Raw genomic sequence first — 20,899 nt, 5'->3', positions numbered from 1 at the left:
ATTTCATTCCTTTCGTAAAAAAATAACAACCTACTTGTAAATAGGTTGTTACCGTTACATAGAAAATTATAAAGTCTATGTTTTATTTTGTCGAAGGCAAAGGCTTATTCAGCTACTTTATCTTCACTTGGTACGTAGCTTAATGCTTCTGCATCGATTTCTTCTAATGCTTTACCTACACATTTATGAGAAACAGGTTTTTCTACAACACAGTTATTAGCAAGTTGCATTTCACGTGCGCGTTTTGCAGCCACTGTTACTAAAGTGTACTTAGAATCGATTTTTTGTAGTAATGAGTCAATTGATGGATTTAACATAATTATAGACCCTCCGTCATTTCTTTATAATATTTTGCTACCCTTTCGCGGCGGCAATGTTCGCCAACCACAATTGCTTTAATTCTATCACAAGCTAATTCAACTTGATCGTTTTCTACTACATAGTCGTAAGCGTCCATCATCTCGATTTCTTCTTTCGCTACAGTTAAACGATTTTCAATAACATCTTCAGTCTCTGTACCACGTCCGACAATACGGCTCTTTAGTTCAGATAAACTTGGAGGTGCTAAGAAAATAAATACACCTTCTGGGAAAGCTTTCTTAACTTGAATTGCTCCTTGCACTTCAATTTCTAAGAATACATCTTTTCCTTCTTGTAATGTTTTTTCAACATAGTCAATCGGTGTTCCGTAATAATTACCTACGAACTCAGCCCACTCAAGTAATTTTTCATTACGAATCATTTCCTCGAATTCTTCTCTTTCTTTAAAGAAATAATCCACACCATCTACTTCACCTTCACGCGGCTTACGTGTCGTTACTGAAATAGAGTATTGAAAACGTGTATCCTCATGGCTAAACAGCTCTTTACGAACCGTCCCTTTTCCAACCCCAGAAGGCCCTGAAAGAACGATGAGCAATCCTCTTCTACTTCTCATAAATATGTAAAACCTACCCTTCCTCACTTAAATCTTCTTTATTATTCAAACGATGTGCAATCGTCTCTGGTTGAATTGGACTTAATACAACATGCCCATCATCCATAACAATAACCGCCCTTGTTTTTCTCCCATAAGTAGCATCAAGCAAAGCATTATGTTCGCGTGCTTCCTGTACTGTTCGTTTAATAGGAGCTGACTCCGGACTTACAATAGCAATAATTCGATGAGCAGATACAATATTTCCGTATCCAATATTTAAAAACCGCATGGCCATAGTTTGCGCCTCCTAGTAAGTCTATCCGATTTCTCCACCACGTATAACTTTATATATTTTTTGAAAGCTACTCAATATTTTGTACTTGTTCACGAATTTTTTCAAGGTTATTTTTCATTTCTACAACATATTTTGAAATTGTTAAGTCATTTGCCTTAGAACCAATCGTATTAATTTCTCTATGCATCTCTTGCACGATGAAATCCATTTTCCTTCCAACAGGCTCTTCAATCTGCAATGTTTCACGAAATTGCTCTAAATGACTTTGCAAACGAACTAACTCTTCATGAATATCACAACGCTCTGCAAAGATTGCGACTTCTGTTAGCAATCTTTGTTCATCTAGATCTTGATTATGTAATTCTTTCAAGCGATTTTCTAATCGTTCACGATATTTTTGTGTAACAATCGGTGCATGTGGAATAATTGCATTTACACAATTGCTAATTTCTTGTAAACGATACGCTATATCTTTATGTAATCGTTCTCCTTCGCCATCTCTCATCGTTTTCAACATATGAGCAGCTTGACGAACAGCCTCATATAAACTGTTCTCAAAATGTTCATTTACATTTTCTATTTCTTCAATTGCTGTTACTTCTGGCATTGCCATTAATTGTTCGAGTGTAATAGAATCTTGTAATTGAAATTTCCCTTTTATATCTTCCATCATCGATTGGTACTGCTCAAGAAGTGACCAATTCACACTTAATTTTCTTTCAACAAGTCCTTCACCTGCTATACTAATAGACACTTCGATGCGTCCACGTCGAACTTGCTGTGCAATTATTTTACGAATTTTGTCCTCAAATACCATCATTTGCTTAGGAAGTCGAATACTCATCTCTAAAAAACGGTGGTTCACCGATTTCATTTCTACTGTAATTTGAAAAGTATCACTTTCTACTTTCGATCTTCCAAACCCTGTCATACTAGAAATCATTTTTATCACATCCAAGCCATAAAATAACTCAATGAAAAAGGTAATAGAGACAAGGCTCTACTACCTTCTGTAAATTATATCACATTTTCATAACATTGACTATTTCAAGTTTAATCCCTTCTTATATAACATCGGCTTTTTCTTCTTAGCCTTTTTCCCTGTTAATAAAGAACCTACTAGTAAGAAAGTCGGAATTGATGACAAACCTCCAATTAATAACCAATCTCTTGCTTGTATCGGCATTGTGCTAAAGATCGGTTGTAACGGTGGATAATATATAACCACTAGCATAAGTAGTAACGAAATAATAACCGCCCCTACTAAATACACGTTCCCAAATGGATTACGGTGAAAGACAGAATGCTCACTACGACAATCAAATACATGAATAAGCTGTGCAAGTACCAACGTCGCGAACGCTACAGTTTGTGCATATTTCAGTTCATTTGGATGTTGGTTATACGCAATAATAAACGCCACTAACGTCACTGCTCCAATTAAAAACCCTCGACTTATTATTTTCCACGCAAGCCCTCTAGCGAATACCCCTTCTTTCGGGTGACGCGGTGTTCTCTTCATCACATCTCCTTCAGCCTTATCCAAACCTAATGCCATCGCTGGTAAACCATCAGTAACTAAGTTCACCCATAAAATTTGAATAGGAACCATCGGCAGTGGTAATGCAAGTAACATCGCAAATAACATAACTAAAATTTCTCCAACATTTGACGCCAATAAGTAGCGAATGAACTTACGTATGTTCTCGTATATATTTCTTCCTTCTTTAATCGCTGACTTAATTGTAGCAAAATTATCATCTAGTAAAACAAGTGAAGAGGCTTCTTTTGCAACATCTGTCCCTGTAATCCCCATCGCTATCCCAATATCCGCTGTTTTTATAGCTGGAGCATCGTTCACTCCATCACCTGTCATCGCTACTATATGTCCTTGATTTTGCAATGCTTTAACAATTTTCAATTTATGCTCAGGTGATACACGAGCGAATACATACGTATCTTCTACAACATTTTCTAATTCCTCCACATCCATATTCGCGAGTTCTACTCCTTCAACAACGCGTCCATCTGGTGGTAAAACTCCTAATTGTTCAGCAATCGCCATTGCTGTCACTTTATGATCACCTGTAATCATTACTGTTCGAATACCAGCTTCTTTACACTCTTTTACCGCCTGCGCGACTTCTGGCCTTGGCGGGTCAATCATACCTTGTATCCCAACCAACATAAAATCTTTTTCAACGTCTCTTTCATGTTCAATAGAATCCGTGACTTTTAAAGGTTTAAACGCAACTGCAATTGTTCGAAGCGCTTGACTACCTAAGCTATGAATAGCCGCCTGTACTTCTTTTCTATATAGCTCACTTAACGGCTGCTGCTTATCCCCCCATAAGATTGTTTGGCTCATTTGCAAAAGAACATCCGGTGCTCCTTTCGTAACAATAAACTTTTTCCCCTCTCGATCTCGTACAATAACACTCATCATTTTTCGAGTTGAATCAAATGGAAATTCACGAATAATTTCAAATTTCCCTTTCAATGCCTCACGTGTTATCCCAGCTTTCATTGCTGCAGCTACAAGCGCTCCCTCTGTTGGATCTCCATCTAATACGTACGCCTTTTTCTTTTGCATAATATTTGCATTGTTACATAGTGAACCAAATGTAAGTAGCTGATAAAGTGATTTTGTCTTAGCTGGATTCACTTCTTTTTCACCTTTCATAAAAGAGCCATTAGGTTCATATCCTTGCCCTGTCACTTTCCACAATTCTCCGCCTGACCACATATGTGTTACCATCATTTTGTTTTGCGTCATTGTTCCCGTTTTATCAGAGCATATAACAGAAGCGCAGCCTAACGTTTCTACGGCCGGTAACTTCCTTACAATTGCTCTCTTTTTTATCATACGCTGTACACCAAGTGATAAAGCTACTGTAACAATTGCTGGCAATCCTTCTGGAATAGCCGCAACAGCTAGCGATACCCCAGCTAAAAACATATGATATACTTCATTCCCTTGATACACACCAGCCAATACAACGAGCGCTGTCAAAATAAGAGCTACAATAATTAATATTTTTCCGAGCTGTTCTAACCTTCTTTGCAGTGGCGTTTCCATTTGCTCTGCATTTTGCAACATATTTGCAATTTGCCCCATCGCTGTATTCATACCAGTTGCTACAACGACTCCTGTACCAGATCCTCGCGTAATCATTGTCCCCATAAAAGCCATATTTTTTTGATCACCAATTGCAACATCTTGCCCTTGCAATGCTTCTACCTTCTTTTGTACAGGTACGGACTCCCCTGTCAAAGCAGACTCTTCAATATATAAACTTGATGCCTCAACAAGACGCACATCAGCCCCAATACGATCACCACTGGAAAACTTAATAATATCACCTAAAACAAGTGCTTTAGATGGTGCTTTTACCCACTTTCCATTCCGCATTACAGTAACTTGCGGGGCGGCTAGTTCCTTTAAAGCTTCCAATGATTTTTCAGCTTTTCTTTCTTGAAAAAAGCCGAGAATACCATTGATAATAACAATGGCAACAATAGCAATAGAATCAATGTATTCACCTAAAAACGCAGAAACAATTGTTGCTCCAAACAAAACGAGTACCATGAAATCTTTAAACTGTGCTAAAAATACCATTAGTGCAGAAGGCCTTTTTGCTTCTTCTAATTCATTAGTACCAAATTTCTTTACTCGCCCTTCTGCTTCTTTCTCTGTAAGTCCAACCTTTACATTCGTATTCGTTCTTTCTTCCACTTCATGTGCTCGCATTCCATACCAGTTCATCCTGCTATCGACCTCCTGATTCCAGACATACTCTATTGAAAGCTTATTCAGCCTCGTCCAAAAAAATGCTATAATTAACATTTAGTTAGAAAGGAGTGTTCATTTATGGCATTCGATGGATTATTTACAAGAGCGATTACACATGAAATTGAAAATTCTCTTTACACAGGAAGAATTTCCAAAATATATCAACCTTCAAAATACGAGATTTTATTACATATTCGAGCGAATGGAAAGAACCAAAAACTAATTCTTTCATCTCATCCTACATATGCGCGTATGCACTTAACGAATCAAAACTACGATTCGCCAGCAATACCGCCGATGTTTTGTATGCTTCTTCGCAAACATTTAGAAGGTGGATTTATTGAAAAAATTGAACAAATCGACTTAGAACGCATTATTCAAATTACAGTTCGCAGTCGTAATGAGATCGGAGACGAATCATTAAAAACATTAGTAATTGAAATAATGGGACGACATAGTAACATTATCTTATTAGATACGAAAACAAACGTGATTTTAGATAGCTTAAAACACGTTTCATTAGCCGTAAACCGTCACCGAACTGTATATGCTGGTGCTGAGTACGTCGCGCCACCAGCCCAACATAAAATCAATCCTCTGCAAATTGAAACCGCAGATGATTTTATTAGACCGCTAGACTTTCTATCTGGAAATATGGATAAACAACTCGTCGGTGCTTTCATGGGAATATCCCCATTATTTGCAAAAGAAGTAGTAAAGAAAGCCGGTATGGTAAACGAGAAAGCATTATCAGAAGCATTTTTCTCTGTACAAACACCATTACTATCTCATGCATATACACCTACAATGATTACTGCAAATGGAAAAGAATTCTTTTATCTTTTCCCTCTTACACACTTGCAAGGAGAAGAAAAAACATTCTCATCAGTGAGCGAATTGTTAGATCGTTTCTTCTTTGGCAAAGCAGAACGTGATCGTGTAAAACAACAAGCTCATGATTTAGAACGCTTTATGCAAAACGAAAAAAATAAAAACGAGAAAAAACTCATTAAACTCGAAAAAACACTGCAAGATGCTGGAAAAGCAGATAAGTATCAACTATTTGGAGAGCTACTTACAGCCAATATGTACGCTTTAAAAAAGGGCGATAAAGATATTGAGGTCGTTAATTATTACGATGAGAATGGTGGAACTGTAAAAATCACATTAGATCCTTTAAAAACACCATCTGAAAATGCACAACGCTATTTCCAAAAGTATCAAAAAGCAAAAAATTCAGTTGTTGTTGTAGAAGAACAAATTGAAAAAACAAATGAAGAAATTCTTTATTTTGATAGCTTACTTCAACAAATGGAAGCTGCTTCTTCAAAAGACATTGAAGAAATTCGTGAGGAATTAGCTGAAGAAGGTTATGTGCGCAATCGCAAAACGAAAAACGCAAAGAAAAAGCCTACTAAACCAGTATTAGATAAATATGTAGCAAGTGATGGCACAGAGATTTTCGTTGGTAAAAACAATAAACAAAATGATTATTTAACAACGAAGTTTGCCCGCCGTGATGAAATTTGGTTACATACGAAAGATATACCTGGCTCTCACGTTGTCATTCGTTCTTTAGAGCCTGCTGAAGAAACTTTACTAGAAGCTGCCAAAATTGCTGCCTATTACAGTAAAGCGAAAGAGTCTAGCTCTGTACCTGTTGATTTCACCAAAATACGCCATGTCAAAAAACCGAGTGGTGCAAAACTTGGTTTTGTTACGTACGACAATCAGCAAACCGTATATGTAACACCAGATGCTGATATTGTAATGAAATTAAAAGCATAAATAAAAAAATGCGTTGCTTGTATGCAGCGCATTTTTTATATGTTTTCAATTTCGTTGCTATATCCATTCAATATTGTCAAAAAAATTGACAGTATCATTTCACATTTGTATAAATTTTTTTACAGCATGTAAATAAAGTACAAGTGTAACTCCAATCATTTTTCCCCATCCCCCTGCTATTCATTGAAGCAATCTAGATTTTATGAACAAACCGTCTCCCACAAATTACGGGCTATTTTTTTATCTCCCCTAAAATATATGTTGTCCCTACTATCCTTTCTTCAAATATACATTTTGGCACGCTATTTGCTTTATTCAATACTATGAATAGGAGGAATTAACATGACTTTAAAAATTAATAAAATCCAAAATCAACTACAAAACTATGAAATTGACGGGTTACTTATTACAAAAAAAGAAAATCGCCAATATGCAACAGGCTTTACAGGTAGCGCTGGCGTCGTCTTAATCTCTGCCGATCAAGCTGTTTTTATCACTGATTTCCGCTATGTAGATCAAGCGAAATCACAAATAAAAGATGCTGAAATTATTATGCATAAAGGAAATTTAGAAAAAGAAATTGCACATCAAGTATCGAAATTAAACATTCAAAAACTTGGAATTGAAGAAAACAACATGACATTGCAACAATATAAAAACTTGCAAAAATACGTACAGGCGGAAATGATTCAAGTGTGCGAAATTATCGAAAATATTCGTATCATTAAAGACACGCCTGAAATAGAAACAATGAAAATTGCAGCTAATATCGCGGACGAAGCATTTCACCACATTCTTACGTTTCTAAAACCAGGAATAAGTGAAAATGCTGTACGAGATGAATTAGAATTTTTCATGCGAAAAAAAGGTGCTGCATCTTCATCATTTCAAATTATTGTAGCTTCTGGTGTTCGTTCTTCTCTTCCACATGGAGTTGCATCAAATAAAATAATTGAACGAGGCGACATCGTTACATTAGATTTCGGTGCACTTTATGACGGATATTGTTCTGATATAACACGTACTGTAGCAATAGGGGAACCATCGGAAGAATTCAAAAAAATATACAATGTTGTACGAGAAGCGTTAAAACGTGGGACTGAAGCGATTAAGCCTGGAGAAACCGCGAAAAGTATCGATGATGTAACAAGAAACTACATTACAGATTGTGGATATGGTCAATATTTTGGTCATTCTACTGGTCATGGTCTTGGCTTAGAAATACATGAACCTCTTCGCTTATCCCAAGAAAGTAAAGCTACATTAAAAGAAGGTATGGTTGTTACAGTTGAACCAGGTATTTACATACCAAACTGGGGCGGTTGTAGAATTGAAGACGATATCGTCATTACAAAAGACGGATATGAAGTTATTACAAAATCAAATAGAGAACTAATTGTAATCCCTTGTTAAAATCATGGCCTTTTTAAAAGGAGTTTTTCTCTACACATAGAATTCCTTCTCTGGAGTATTCGTTTAAAGAGGAGGAATTTAAATTGAATTTTGTAATTGATAAAATAGAGGGTTTACAAGTAGAATTTTCAAATCTTGTTTCCATGATGAATTACGCTCGCTATACAACAATGCAAGCAGTGGAAGGTTTAACAATTGAAGAACTTGATTATTTATATGATAAGGACGCAAATTCAATTGGTATGTTATTGTACCATATGGCTGCTATTGAATTTTACTACCAAATTCATACCTTTGAAGACCGTGAACCGACGGAAGCTGAATTAGAACATTGGTTACCTGCTATTGAGTTAGGGAACCTTGGACGCGAGAAAATAAAAGGAAAATCTATAAAATTTTACATCAATACATTACAAGAAGTACGTTCCAAAACGATTGCAACATTTCAATCATTACCTGATGAATGGCTGTTTAAAACAACAGACTTTTGGTATGACAAACCAGCTAACAACTACTTTAAATGGTTTCACGTTTTTGAAGATGAAATCAATCATCGCGGACAAATTCGTTTAATTAAAAAAATGCAAAAAGCCCATTCAGTAAAATGAGAAAATGCCACCGAATAAGGTGGCATTTTCTTTTATTCATTAACGAATAACTTTTCGTTTAATTTTTTAGTGACTATCGCTACCAACATTAAAATGTAAATTAAATATAGTAATTTCGCAATAAACAACCATCCTTGAAACATTACAATTCCATCTATTATTTCATTTCCTTTTAATAACAAAAATGGGATCATACTAATTATAATGATAAACTCGATACTGAAAACCATGTTCTTTTTTCGACTATATGCTTTCCATTCATTCCAGCGATACATAGGAGCAAAAATCAATACGCCAATACATAATATAACTGGTACCCATCCACTGTTAAGAAATTGCCCTGAAATAACTGATAATAGTAAACAAACGAGCACACCATAATATCCTATTCTCTCTCTCATTCGTACTCCTCCATTCTACTTCTCCTCAAATTCCATTTTTAGGATTAATTGTATTGTAACATCCATTTATCGTCCTTACCATTACAGTACATGAAATTTTACTTTTTTCTTTTTCCTATACTCACATACTTTCACTGCTTTCATACAATAAACTACACGAATGCCTAAAGGATGTGAATGTTATGGGAGTTGAATTAACGCTATTACACGCTCTCTACATTATTTGTTTACTCACTATTATTACCTTTTTTATTCTCCGGAAAGATACGACGATTATTTGTATCGTTTTTATCTTTTTATTAGCATTAACTGCAACAAGTTCTATCCCTCTTGCCATTAGCGGGATTTTTCAAAGTTTCATTTACGCCATTACTGAGCTATTACCAACTATATTAATCATCTCCATTATTGTATCAATGAGCAATTTACTCGTTCATACTGGCATAAATGATACGATGATTTCACCATTTACAAAAATGATTCGTACACCTACACTCGCCTACTGGATTATCGGCCTTTTAATGATGACCATTTCTTTCTTCTTTTGGCCTTCTCCAGCTGTCGCCTTAATGGGAGCTATTTTATTGCCGGTTGCTGTACGTGTCGGTCTTCCTCCAATTGGGGTTGCAATTGCTATGAACTTATTCGGACACGGCATCGCCTTATCTGGCGACTTCGTTATTCAAGGTGCACCGAAATTAACTGCAGACGCGGCTGGTCTCCCTGTTTCCAGCGTCGTATCTGCAAGTGTTCCACTTGTTATCGTTATGGGCATTGTGACAACTTCCGTCGCTTTTTTCTTCTTACGAAAAGAGTTTCATACAGGCTTATCTATACAAGAATCTATTCCATTAACTGCGTCTTCTAAAACGCTCACTTCATTATCTCCTCGCACAAAGAAATGGCTCGCTATATGTCCCTACCGTATATATCATTGATATCCTTTGCATGATTCAATTTAAACTACAAGGAAGCGACGCAACTGCACTTATCGGCGGAACGACTGTTATTATGATTATCATCATTTCACTCATCGCCTACAAAGGTAATGGACTAAATAAAACAACCGATTATTTTATAGAAGGGCTCCAATTTGGATTTAAAATCTTTGGTCCAGTTATTCCAATTGCTGCACTCTTTTATTTAGGAGATAGCGGCTTTGTGAAAATTATCGGAGACTATTTACCGAAAGGTTCACATGGAATCATTAACGACTTAGGGATTGCCTTATCTCAAACGGTCCCTTTAAACCAATACGTATCGGCGGGAACATTAACTATCGTTGGTGTCATAACAGGCTTAGATGGATCTGGTTTTTCCGGTATATCGCTTGCTGGTTCCATTGCAAACCTTTTCGGAACAGCTTTAGGTCATGGAACAGCTACATTAACAGCACTCGGACAAATTGCGGCTATATGGACCGGGGGCGGGACGTTAATTCCTTGGGCGCTTATTCCTGCTGCTGCAATTTGCAAGGTAGATCCATTTGAACTGGCACGCCGAAACTTTTTACCGGTTGTTATCGGTTTAATTGTCACCACTATCTTTGCGATGTTTATTTTATAACGTAAGCAAGTGTTCTCTTGCTTACGTTTTTTCTTGTAAAATTCATCATGAATTACTGGTTTTCAACAGGGATTCGTTATCCCTTAGCGAAATTATATTAGGAGAGTAATTTTTTCAAAACGTTTACGAGAAACAGATTACTGCAATTAGAAAAGGGGACATAACTATGAATGAATTGATTTTCGTCTTATTAATTTGTCCGTTACTTATCTTTATCGTTTCTGTTATTGGAACGCGCAAGTCGAAAACGTATTACGTAATGCCGATTGTAACGTTTGCTAGTTTTTTAATAATAGGTGTTATCGCCTTTACTCCAAAATTTTTCTTTTGGGTCGGCATGTATAGCATTTTCTCATTTATTGTTTCTTATGTGACTCTATTGTTTGTAAGAGGATATAAGCTTGCAGAAAGCACTAAGTAGTTAAGGAGATTGTAATATGATTTTCTTTGATATTGATGGAACTTTACTTGAATTTTTAACAATGATATAAAAAAACGACCGCGTTCCCCCGCAGTCGTTTTTTTCGTGTTACGCTGTGATCCAAGCTTCGTTAGCTGGATTTTTACGCCACTCTTGTAATTTTTTCGTTTCAGCTTGTCCAATCATACCTTTTTCTGCTGCTACTTCAGTTAATGCACTGTAATCGCTTAAAGAGTATGATACTACGTTAGCTGCTTCTAGTTTTTCTTCTCCTGCTTCAAGCTCGTATGTGAAGATTGATACGATTCCTAATACTTCACATCCAGCTTCGCGAAGTGCTTCTACACATGTAATTGCACTACCGCCAGTTGAAATTAAGTCTTCTACTACTACGACTTTTTGACCTTTTTCAGCTTTTCCTTCGATTTGGTTCCCTTTACCGTGACCTTTTGCTTTACTACGTACGTAGCACATTGGTAAATCCATACGATCGCTTACCCATGCAGCGTGCGCAATACCAGCAGTTGCTGTTCCTGCAATAATTTCTACAGTTGGGAAGTGCTCTTTAATTAACTCTTCTAATCCAGCTGCAATCGCTTGACGTACTTTTGGATAAGATAAAGTTAAACGGTTATCACAATAAATTGGTGATTTCATACCTGAAGACCAAGTGAATGGATCATTCGGTTGTAAAAATACTGCTCCAATTTCTAATAAATGCGATGCGATTTCTTTTTTCATACTGTTACACCTTCCCACTGTTGTTTTACTGTTTTATACGCTTCAAGCGGATTTTCTGCTTTTGTAATACTACGTCCAACTACGATGTAGCTTGAGCCAAGTTCCCTCGCACGTTTCGGTGTTGCTACGCGCACTTGGTCATTTACATCATCGCTTGCAAGACGAATCCCCGGTGTTACTGTTACAAATTCATTTCCGCATACTTCACGTAATTTTGGAACTTCAAGTGTTGAACAAACAACGCCATCAAGTCCACTTTCTTTCGTTAATTTTGCATAATGAGCAACCGCTTCTTCTAACGTTTTCTCAATGCCGATCTCTTTTTTCATCATAGCTTCCGAAGTGCTTGTTAGTTGTGTAACTGCAATACAAATCGGTCTCTCTTTTCCTTCTTGCTTACCTTCCTCTAATCCCTCAATCGCAGCTTTCATCATGCTGCTTCCCCCAGCAGCATGAACATTTACCATATCAACATCTAGACTAGCTAGGCTACGCATAGCGCTTTTTACTGTATTCGGAATATCATGAAGTTTTAAATCTAAGAAGATCTTATGTCCCTTTTCTTTTAAGTACGTAATAATCGCAGGGCCTTCTTTGTAAAATAACTCCATACCTACTTTGACAAATAACTCTTCCCCTTCAAAGTGGCGTAAGAATTGTTCTACTTCTTGTTTCCCTGGAAAATCTAGTGCAACGATTAACGACTGTGACATGTTTGCTTCCAGCTCCTTCCTTGACATTCCGAAATGTGATCAAATCCTAATTCATCTAATAATGCTGGTAACTCTTCAATAATTGTCGGACATACGAACGGATCGATAAAGTTCGCTGTACCTACTGCAACTGCGCTTGCGCCAGCATAGAAGAATTCAATTACATCTTCAGCTGTTTCAATACCACCCATTCCGATAATTGGAATGTTAACCGCTTGGCTTACTTCATGTACCATGCGAATTGCTACTGGCTTAATCGCAGGACCTGATAATCCGCCTGTACGGTTTGCTAAAATTGGTTTAGCTGTTTTTAAATCTAGACGCATACCAAGCAATGTATTAATCATCGTTAAACCATCTGCACCTGCATTTTCAATCGCTTTTGCAATTTCTACTATGTTTGCCACGTTCGGTGACAATTTCACGTATACAGGTACTTCAGAAACCTCTTTTACTCGCTTCGTTAAATCAGCAGCAATTTCAGGATTTGTACCAAAGGCGATACCACCTGTTTTTACGTTCGGACAAGAAATGTTTAATTCTAGTGCATGGACATTAGGCGCTTTAGAAATTTCCTTCGCAACCGCTACGTAATCCTCAGCTTGTGAGCCTGCAACGTTTGCAATAATTGGAAGGTCAAATTGTTCTAACCATGGTAATTCCGAATTCATTACTTTGTCTAATCCCGGGTTTTGAAGTCCGATTGCATTTAGCATGCCGCCTGGTGTTTCAGCAACACGAGGCGTTGGATTTCCATAACGTGGTTGTTCTGTCGTCGCTTTAATCATGATTGATCCTAGTACACTTAAATCGTAAAACTGTGCATATTCACGACCAAACCCAAAGCATCCAGATGCCGGTATAATTGGATTTTTTAATGATAATCCTGGTAATTCAACTTGCAATCTGTTCATAGTACAACCTCCCCGATTGGAAATACTGGTCCGTCGCTACACACCTTCTTGTAAGAATGTCCACTTGGATCTTCTTGTAAGTGGCATACACATGCGAAACAAGCTCCAATACCACAGCCCATACGTTCTTCTAATGAAATATAGGCTTTTTTCTCTTTGTAACGTCCTTCTAATGCACGAAGCATCGCTAGCGGACCACATGAATAAAGAATATCAAAGTCAATTCCGTAATTATCAATTACATCTGTGACAAATCCTTTTGTACCGTGTGTACCGTCTACTGTCGCAACGTACGTATCACCAAGTTCTGCAAATTTTTCTTCATAGAAAACTACATCTTTCGTTTGAAAGCCTAAGATGTGAATAACACGTACACCTTTTGCAACGAGGCGCTGTGATAATTCATAAAGTGGTGGTACACCAATTCCCCCACCTACTAGTAAAGCTGTTTGACCAGCTTCTGCTTCTTCTACAGGAAAACCGTGTCCTAATGGTCCTAGTACATCTACCATTTCACCTTGTTTTCTAGTTGCTAATGTTTTTGTCCCTTGTCCTTCGGCACGATATAGCATTGTAAATTCGTTCTTCTCTTGATCTACATTACAAATACTAATTGGGCGGCGCAGAAGGGGCGCAATGCCCTCTGCTACCTTAATGTGTACAAACTGCCCTGGTTCGTTCATTTGCTGTACTAACGTTCCTTGAAGCACTAATTCGTAAATATTTTTTGCGATTTCTTTTTGGTTAACGACGATCATATTTTGCTTTTGCATCATGCATGTACCACCTCGTGACGCTTTGTTTGCGTAATTTCTTTCATTGAATGAGCTGAGAATGTCATAGATTCTAATACTCGTAAGATTGCTCTTGTTGTATCAAGTGATGTTAAGCAAGCCACACCATTTTCTACTGATTCACGGCGAATGCGGAAACCATCACGCGCTGGTTGTTTACCTTTTGTTAATGTGTTAATTACAAACTGTGCTTTTCCTTGACGGATAATATCTAGTAAGTTGTAGTCTTCAGAATCAATTTTGTTTACAACTTGTACTGGGATATTTTGCTCTTCTAATGATTGTGCTGTTCCAGCTGTTGCTAATAAGTTATAGCCGATTTCGTGGAAACGTTTTGCAATTTCCATCGCCTCTTCTTTATCTTTATCCGCTACAGTAATGATTACTGAGCCGTGCGTTGGGATGTTAATTCCAGAAGCAACTAATCCTTTATACAATGCTTTTTCAAGCGTTAAGTCTTTACCCATTACTTCCCCTGTTGATTTCATTTCAGGTCCTAATGTTGTATCAACTGAGCGTAGTTTCGCGAATGAGAATACCGGAGCTTTTACATATACTTCTTTCTCTTCTGGGTGATAGCCAGTTCCGTATCCTTGCTCTACTAGGTCTTGCCCTAAAATAACTTTCGTTGCAACATTCGCCATCGGTACGCCTGTAATTTTACTTAAGAACGGTACTGTACGGCTTGCACGTGGATTTACTTCAATTACGTACACTTGATCTTTGAATACTACAAACTGGATATTTAGTAATCCAACAATGTTTAATCCTTTTCCAAGTGCAATTGTATGTTCAATGATTTGTTCTTTTAGTTTTTCAGATAAACTTTGTGGTGGATATACTCCAATTGAGTCACCAGAGTGAACTCCAGCGCGTTCAATATGTTCCATAATACCTGGAATGAATACATTCTCACCATCGGAAATTGCATCTACTTCAATTTCTTTACCAACCATGTAACGGTCGATTAATACTGGGTGATCTGCATGAACTTTAACTGCATTTTTCATGTAGTGCAGTAGTTCTTCTTGGCGATATACGATTTCCATCGCACGTCCACCTAGTACGTAAGATGGTCTTACTAATACTGGGTAACCAATTTCTTCTGCGATTGCTACCGCTTGTTCTACAGTCGTTGCTGTTTTACCAACTGGTTGCGGGATGCCAAGTTTTGTTAAAGCAGCTTCGAATTTATCACGATCTTCTGCACGGTCTAAGTCTTCAAGTGATGTTCCTAAAATTTTCACACCATGTTCTTCTAGTTTCGCTGCTAAGTTAATTGCCGTTTGTCCACCGAACTGAACGATAACACCTTCTGGTTTTTCTAAATCGATAATATGCATTACATCTTCAATCGTTAATGGTTCAAAGTATAATTTGTCAGAAATACTGAAGTCTGTTGAAACTGTTTCTGGGTTGTTGTTAATGATAATTGCTTCATATCCAGCTTCTTTAATTGCCCATACTGAGTGAACTGTTGCGTAATCAAACTCAACACCTTGACCAATACGGATCGGACCAGATCCTAGAACTACTACACTCTTACGATCTGTTACAATCGATTCATTTTCGTCCGCATATGTGCTGTAGTAATATGGCGTTGCAGATTCAAACTCTGCCGCACAAGTATCTACCATTTTGAATACTGGCATCATATTATTTTCTTTACGCATATCGTAAATTTCGCGCTCCGTTTTGTTCCAAGCTGCTGCAATGTAGTGATCGCTGAAGCCCATTTCTTTTGCAGTTTGTAGTACTTCCATATTTCCTACATTCGCTTTTACTTCACGTTCCATATTTACGATGTTTTCAACTTTTTGTAAGAAGAAGAAGTCCATTTCACACCATTCATTGATTTCTTCTTTCGTTACACCTTGGCGAATTGCTTCTGCTACAATAAACAGTCGTTCATCATCCGCTTTAATGATACGTTTTTTCATCGTTTCTTTATCAAGTTCTTTTAAGTGGTCTAATTCTAAGTGATAAATGCCAAGCTCTAAAGAACGAACTGCTTTTAGTAATGATTCTTCTAAGTTACGTCCGATTGACATAACTTCACCAGTTGCTTTCATTTGTGTTCCAAGCGTTCTGTTCGCTGATTCAAACTTATCAAACGGCCAACGTGGAATTTTTGAAACAACATAGTCTAACGCTGGCTCGAAGCAAGCGTAAGTTTTTTGTGTTACTGGGTTTACGATTTCATCTAACGTTAAGCCGACTGCAATTTTTGCTGCTAATTTCGCAATTGGATATCCAGTTGCTTTAGATGCTAGTGCAGATGAACGACTTACACGTGGATTTACTTCGATTACATAGTATTGGAAGCTATATGGATCTAGTGCAAGCTGAACGTTACATCCACCTTCAATTCCTAGTGCACGAATAATTCGTAATGACGTGTTACGTAACATTTGGTATTCACGGTCGCTTAGCGTTTGGCTCGGTGCTACAACGATTGAATCACCTGTATGAACACCAACTGGATCGATGTTTTCCATGTTACACACTACAATTGCGTTATCATTTGAATCACGCATTACTTCGTATTCAATTTCTTTACAGCCAGCAATACTTTTCTCCAATAAACATTGTGTTACTGGGCTATGTTTTAAACCACTTGTTACGATTTCAATTAGCTCTTCTTCGTTATGACAAATTCCGCCGCCCGTTCCTCCTAATGTGAACGCTGGTCGAACGATTACTGGGTAACCAATTTCGTTTACAAATCCATATGCTTCATCAAGGTTATGAATAATTTCACTTGGTGGTGTTGGTTCATTTAAATCTTGCATTAATGTACGGAATAAATCACGATCTTCCGCTTGCTCGATTGCTGATAATTTTGTTCCTAAAATTTCAACTCCGCACTCGTCAAGTACGCCTGATTTTGCAAGTTCAACAGCCATGTTTAAACCTGTTTGACCACCTAATGTTGGTAGGATTGCATCAGGACGTTCTTTACGAATAATACGGCTTACGAATTCTAATGTTAATGGCTCGATGTATACTTTATCAGCTGTTGCAGTATCCGTCATAATTGTTGCTGGGTTAGAGTTAACAAGGATTACTTTGTAACCTTCCTCTTTAAGAGATTGACAAGCTTGTGTACCAGAGTAGTCAAACTCCGCTGCTTGCCCAATTACAATTGGTCCTGATCCGATTACTAAAATTGTGTTAATGTCTAGGCGTTTTGGCATAACTCTTCCCCTTCTTTCTTGAAGTTTTCAATCATTGTTAAGAAATCTTCGAATAAATCATTTGCATCTTCTGGTCCCGCTGAAGCTTCTGGATGGTATTGTACTGTAAATGCCGGGAACTTCTTATGACGAAGACCTTCTACCGTTCCATCGTTTAAAGCAACATGTGTAATTTCAAGATCTGTATTTTCAACTGATTCTTCTTCTACTGCGTATCCGTGGTTTTGAGATGTAATTGCTACTTTTCCAGTTGCAAGATTTTTTACTGGATGGTTTAAACCACGGTGACCAAATTTCAACTTACTTGTATTTGCACCTGATGCTAGAGCGAACAATTGATGTCCTAGGCAAATTCCGAATAAAGGAACTTTACCGATAATGTCTTTTAACATTTCAATTGCTTCTGGTACATCTTTCGGATCTCCAGGTCCATTACTTAACATAATTCCATCTGGGCTAAGGCGTAAAATTTCTTCCGCTGTTGTGTTGTAAGGAACTACAATTACATCACAGTCACGCTTATTTAATTCTCGTAAAATACCATGTTTCATGCCGAAGTCTACTAGTACAACTCGGTGACCACGACCTGGGCTTGGGTATGGATCTTTCGTTGATACGCGTTTTACATGATCTGTAAATACTGTCGCTTTTAATTGGCTTACAATGTACTCTACATCTGCATCCATGTTACAAAGGCGTCCACGTAATGTACCGTATTGACGAATTTTTCTCGTTAATTTTCTCGTATCAATCCCTGCTAATCCTGGGATATTTCTTTCTTTCAAGTAATCATTTAACGAAATTTCATTACGGAAGTTTGATGGGTGATCACAAATTTCGTTTACGATTAAACCATTTACAGATGGGTGAATGGATTCAAAATCGTCACGGTTAATGCCGTAGTTTCCGATTAATGGGTACGTGAATGTTACGATTTGACCGCAATATGATGGATCAGATAATGTTTCTTGATATCCAGTCATTCCTGTTGTAAATACAACCTCACCTGACTTTTCGATTTCGCCTCCGAAACCTGTTCCAATTAATACTGTTCCATCTTCTAAGATAAGTTGTCTTTTCATACTAATGCACTCTCCTTTTGCCATGCGATCTTACCACCAACGATTGTCATTACCGGCCATCCTTGGCATTTCCAACCTGCGAATGGTGTATTTTTTCCTTTTGATAAGAATGTTGTTGGGTCAATCTCTTCTTCTTGTTCTAAATCAATGATTGTAATATCAGCTGCTCTACCTTCTTTTAGGCGACCTGCTTCTAAGCCGAATGTATCAGCTGGCTTTTCTGTTAAGAATTGAATTAACTGTTCTAGCGTAATAACTCCCTTTTTCACAAGGTTTGTGTATAGAAGCGGGAATGCTGTTTCAAAACCAGTAATTCCAAACGGTGCTCTTTCAATTCCTTGTGCTTTCTCTTCCGCTGTATGCGGTGCATGGTCAGTTGCGATCATATCGATCGTTCCATCTAATAAACCTTCAATTAATGCTGCATGGTCTTCTTTTCCACGAAGCGGTGGGTTCATTTTAAAGTTAGGATCAGCTGATGGGATATCATCTTCACATAACACTAGGTGATGCGGTGTTACTTCTGCTGTTACTTTAATTCCAGCGCGTTTCGCATCACGGATTACACGTACAGAACCTTTCGTACTTACATGACATACGTGATAGTGGCAATCTGCTGCTTCAGCAAGCAGTATATCCCTTGCAATATGTACAGATTCACATACTGATGGGATACCGTTTAATCCGTGTTTCTCAGAAAACTTCCCTTCATGTACACAACCTTTATTAATAAGCGTATTCTCTTCACAGTGCGCAACTACTGCCATATCTAATTTTGCTGCACGTTTCATAGCCGCTAACATCATGCTCGCATCTTGTACGCCTACGCCGTCATCTGTGAAAGCAAATGCTCCAAGTTCTTTTAATGTTTCGAAATCTGTCATTTCAGAACCAGCTTGACGTACTGTAATTGCTCCGTATGGTAGTACGTTAACATGAGCTTTTTCTTCAATACGTTTTTGCAAGTCTTCCATATGTTCTCTGCAATCTGGTACCGGGCGTGTATTTGGCATTGCGCAAATTGTAGTGAATCCACCTTTTGCCGCTGCTAGTGTACCTGTTTCAATTGTTTCTTTATGTTCACCACCTGGTTCACGAAGATGTACGTGTACATCTACTAATCCAGGTGCGATTAACTTTCCGTTCACATCGATTACTTCAGCATTATCTGCCGTAATATTTTCTGCTACCTTAGCGATTTTACCGTCTTGTACGAGAAGATCCGTTGCTACGATTTTTCCTTCTTCATTCATATAACGACCATTTTTAAACAAATAATTCATGTTTCATTCCTCCTAATACATTTGGTAAGGCGCGTTTTAGTACAGCCATTCTTACGTAAACTCCATTTTCCATTTGTTTAAATATACGTGAACGCTCACACTCAACAAGTTCACTTGCAATTTCAACATCACGGTTTACAGGAGCTGGATGCATAATAATGCTTCCTTCTTTCATACGCTTTTCTCTTTCTACTGTTAATCCGTGTTTCTCATGATATTCTTTCATAATGTCTGTTTCATAATGATCATGACGCTCATGTTGTACACGGAGTAACATCATTACATCAACTTCTGGAACAAGTTCATCTAATGGTTTGTATGTTCCAAATGTGTTGTCTTCATCTTGCCACTCTTCTGGACTTGCAAAGTAAATTGTTGCACCAAGCTTCGTTAATGCTTCTGCATTAGAACGTGCTACTCGGCTATGACGAACATCTCCTACTATTGCAATCTTCAAACCTTCAAATCTTCCAAACTCTTGTTTAATTGTAAGAAGGTCCAGTAGGCACTGTGTTGGGTGGTTTCCGCATCCATCTCCAGCATTTAAGATTGGAATATTCACCTGATCTTTTAGTTCATCGAAGTAGCGATCTTGCTCGTGGCGGATGACCACTGCTTTTGTTCCGATTGATTCTAGTGTTCTTATCGTATCGTATAGAGTTTCTCCTTTTTGTACGCTAGATGCATCAGCTGAAAAGTTTAAAACATCCAGTCCTAATCTCTTCTCAGCAACTTCAAAGCTAAATCTCGTTCTCGTACTATTCTCAAAGAACAAGTTCGCAACAAAAGTTTGCTCTGTCGTTTTGCTCTCTTTTCCATTCGCGAAATCTTCTGCATTTTTTAGGATTTCTGAAATTTCTACTTCCGATAATTCACTCATCGTTAACAAATGGCTCATCGTCATCCCTCATCTTTCTGATTTTTATGTTACCACTTTTGAATTTTTATAACAACCTTTGCATAAAAATACC

General features: G+C 37.6%; 18 protein-coding genes and 1 pseudogene. 5 read left to right on the top strand and 14 right to left on the bottom strand.

Annotation, left to right across the window (positions count from 1 at the left end; genetic code table 11):
• Positions 1–104: 104 nt before the first annotated feature.
• From rpoZ to ACTFRU_RS16865, 5 genes are all read right to left on the bottom strand, one after another.
• Entirely contained in the window at positions 105–317 is a 213-nt protein-coding gene (gene rpoZ, locus ACTFRU_RS16885) for a DNA-directed RNA polymerase subunit omega (RefSeq protein WP_000933960.1), read from the bottom strand.
• A gap of 2 nt (positions 318–319) precedes the next feature.
• Complete coding sequence (gmk, locus tag ACTFRU_RS16880; RefSeq protein WP_001257741.1) at positions 320–937, bottom strand: guanylate kinase; 618 nt, start codon at positions 935–937, stop codon at positions 320–322.
• 13 nt (positions 938–950) lie between these two features.
• Positions 951–1,214: an extracellular matrix/biofilm regulator RemA gene (gene remA, locus ACTFRU_RS16875; protein WP_001251456.1), complete on the bottom strand. Its 264-nt coding sequence runs from the start codon at positions 1,212–1,214 to the stop codon at positions 951–953.
• Positions 1,215–1,281: 67 nt separating this feature from the next.
• A complete protein-coding gene (locus tag ACTFRU_RS16870) occupies positions 1,282–2,157 on the bottom strand; it encodes a YicC/YloC family endoribonuclease (protein ID WP_000625866.1) in 876 nt (291 codons plus the stop codon).
• A gap of 99 nt (positions 2,158–2,256) precedes the next feature.
• Complete coding sequence (locus tag ACTFRU_RS16865) at positions 2,257–4,980, bottom strand: calcium-translocating P-type ATPase, SERCA-type (RefSeq protein WP_006928320.1); 2,724 nt, start codon at positions 4,978–4,980, stop codon at positions 2,257–2,259.
• Positions 4,981–5,085: 105 nt separating this feature from the next.
• Here ACTFRU_RS16865 and ACTFRU_RS16860 point away from each other — a divergent pair, with 105 nt between their 5' ends.
• The 3 genes from ACTFRU_RS16860 (at position 5,086) to ACTFRU_RS16850 (ending at position 8,816) form a co-directional block, all read left to right on the top strand.
• Entirely contained in the window at positions 5,086–6,795 is a 1,710-nt protein-coding gene (locus ACTFRU_RS16860) for an Rqc2 family fibronectin-binding protein (protein WP_000863286.1), read from the top strand.
• A 342-nt stretch (positions 6,796–7,137) separates the two neighbouring features.
• A complete protein-coding gene (locus tag ACTFRU_RS16855) occupies positions 7,138–8,208 on the top strand; it encodes a M24 family metallopeptidase (protein ID WP_000172800.1) in 1,071 nt (356 codons plus the stop codon).
• An 83-nt stretch (positions 8,209–8,291) separates the two neighbouring features.
• Positions 8,292–8,816: a DinB family protein gene (locus tag ACTFRU_RS16850; RefSeq protein ID WP_001012051.1), complete on the top strand. Its 525-nt coding sequence runs from the start codon at positions 8,292–8,294 to the stop codon at positions 8,814–8,816.
• Between the two features lie 32 nt (positions 8,817–8,848).
• On the opposite strand, the gene ACTFRU_RS16845 is transcribed toward ACTFRU_RS16850, so the two are convergent.
• Positions 8,849–9,217 carry a YoqO family protein gene (locus ACTFRU_RS16845; RefSeq protein ID WP_139848852.1) on the bottom strand — a complete coding sequence of 123 codons (369 nt, stop codon included), beginning with the start codon at positions 9,215–9,217 and terminating at the stop codon, positions 8,849–8,851.
• Positions 9,218–9,399: 182 nt separating this feature from the next.
• On the opposite strand from ACTFRU_RS16845, the pseudogene ACTFRU_RS16840 reads away from it, so the two are divergent.
• Together ACTFRU_RS16840 and ACTFRU_RS16835 are read left to right on the top strand one after the other, a co-directional pair.
• Positions 9,400–10,783 (top strand): annotated as a pseudogene (locus ACTFRU_RS16840) (hypothetical protein).
• Positions 10,784–10,949: 166 nt separating this feature from the next.
• The gene (locus tag ACTFRU_RS16835) at positions 10,950–11,204 is read left to right on the top strand and encodes a YbeF family protein (protein ID WP_006928316.1); all 255 of its coding nucleotides are present in this window, start codon (positions 10,950–10,952) and stop codon (positions 11,202–11,204) included.
• Between the two features lie 108 nt (positions 11,205–11,312).
• Here ACTFRU_RS16835 and pyrE read toward each other — a convergent pair whose 3' ends face one another.
• From pyrE to pyrB, 8 genes are read right to left on the bottom strand one after another with little or no spacing between them, the layout of a single operon-like run.
• Positions 11,313–11,945 (bottom strand): orotate phosphoribosyltransferase, encoded by a 633-nt coding sequence (gene pyrE / locus ACTFRU_RS16830; RefSeq protein WP_440037716.1) that lies wholly within the window; start codon positions 11,943–11,945, stop codon positions 11,313–11,315.
• Positions 11,942–12,658 (bottom strand): orotidine-5'-phosphate decarboxylase, encoded by a 717-nt coding sequence (gene pyrF, locus ACTFRU_RS16825; protein WP_006928308.1) that lies wholly within the window; start codon positions 12,656–12,658, stop codon positions 11,942–11,944. Before pyrF ends, pyrE begins: the two co-directional genes overlap by 4 nt.
• A complete protein-coding gene (gene pyrD, locus ACTFRU_RS16820; protein ID WP_001081049.1) occupies positions 12,643–13,572 on the bottom strand; it encodes a dihydroorotate oxidase B catalytic subunit in 930 nt (309 codons plus the stop codon). Before pyrD ends, pyrF begins: the two co-directional genes overlap by 16 nt.
• On the bottom strand, positions 13,569–14,348 hold the full coding sequence (gene pyrK / locus ACTFRU_RS16815) for a dihydroorotate oxidase B electron transfer subunit (protein ID WP_000983359.1): 780 nt from the start codon (positions 14,346–14,348) through the stop codon (positions 13,569–13,571). Before pyrK ends, pyrD begins: the two co-directional genes overlap by 4 nt.
• The gene (carB, locus tag ACTFRU_RS16810; RefSeq protein WP_001126101.1) at positions 14,345–17,563 is read right to left on the bottom strand and encodes a carbamoyl-phosphate synthase large subunit; all 3,219 of its coding nucleotides are present in this window, start codon (positions 17,561–17,563) and stop codon (positions 14,345–14,347) included. The genes pyrK and carB overlap by 4 nt, the downstream gene beginning before the upstream one ends.
• Positions 17,548–18,645 carry a carbamoyl phosphate synthase small subunit gene (locus ACTFRU_RS16805; RefSeq protein ID WP_000828680.1) on the bottom strand — a complete coding sequence of 366 codons (1,098 nt, stop codon included), beginning with the start codon at positions 18,643–18,645 and terminating at the stop codon, positions 17,548–17,550. Before ACTFRU_RS16805 ends, carB begins: the two co-directional genes overlap by 16 nt.
• The gene (gene pyrC, locus ACTFRU_RS16800; protein WP_001108367.1) at positions 18,642–19,928 is read right to left on the bottom strand and encodes a dihydroorotase; all 1,287 of its coding nucleotides are present in this window, start codon (positions 19,926–19,928) and stop codon (positions 18,642–18,644) included. The genes ACTFRU_RS16805 and pyrC overlap by 4 nt, the downstream gene beginning before the upstream one ends.
• Positions 19,912–20,826, bottom strand: a complete 915-nt coding sequence (pyrB, locus tag ACTFRU_RS16795) for an aspartate carbamoyltransferase (protein ID WP_166694728.1) — start codon at positions 20,824–20,826, stop codon at positions 19,912–19,914. Before pyrB ends, pyrC begins: the two co-directional genes overlap by 17 nt.
• Positions 20,827–20,899 lie beyond the last annotated feature (73 nt).

This window comes from Bacillus cereus group sp. MYBK220-1, from assembly GCF_051916445.1.
Lineage (GTDB): Bacteria > Bacillota > Bacilli > Bacillales > Bacillaceae_G > Bacillus_A > Bacillus_A cereus.
Note: the sequence above shows the minus strand (reverse complement) of the source record. Positions and strands in the feature narration are given on the sequence as shown.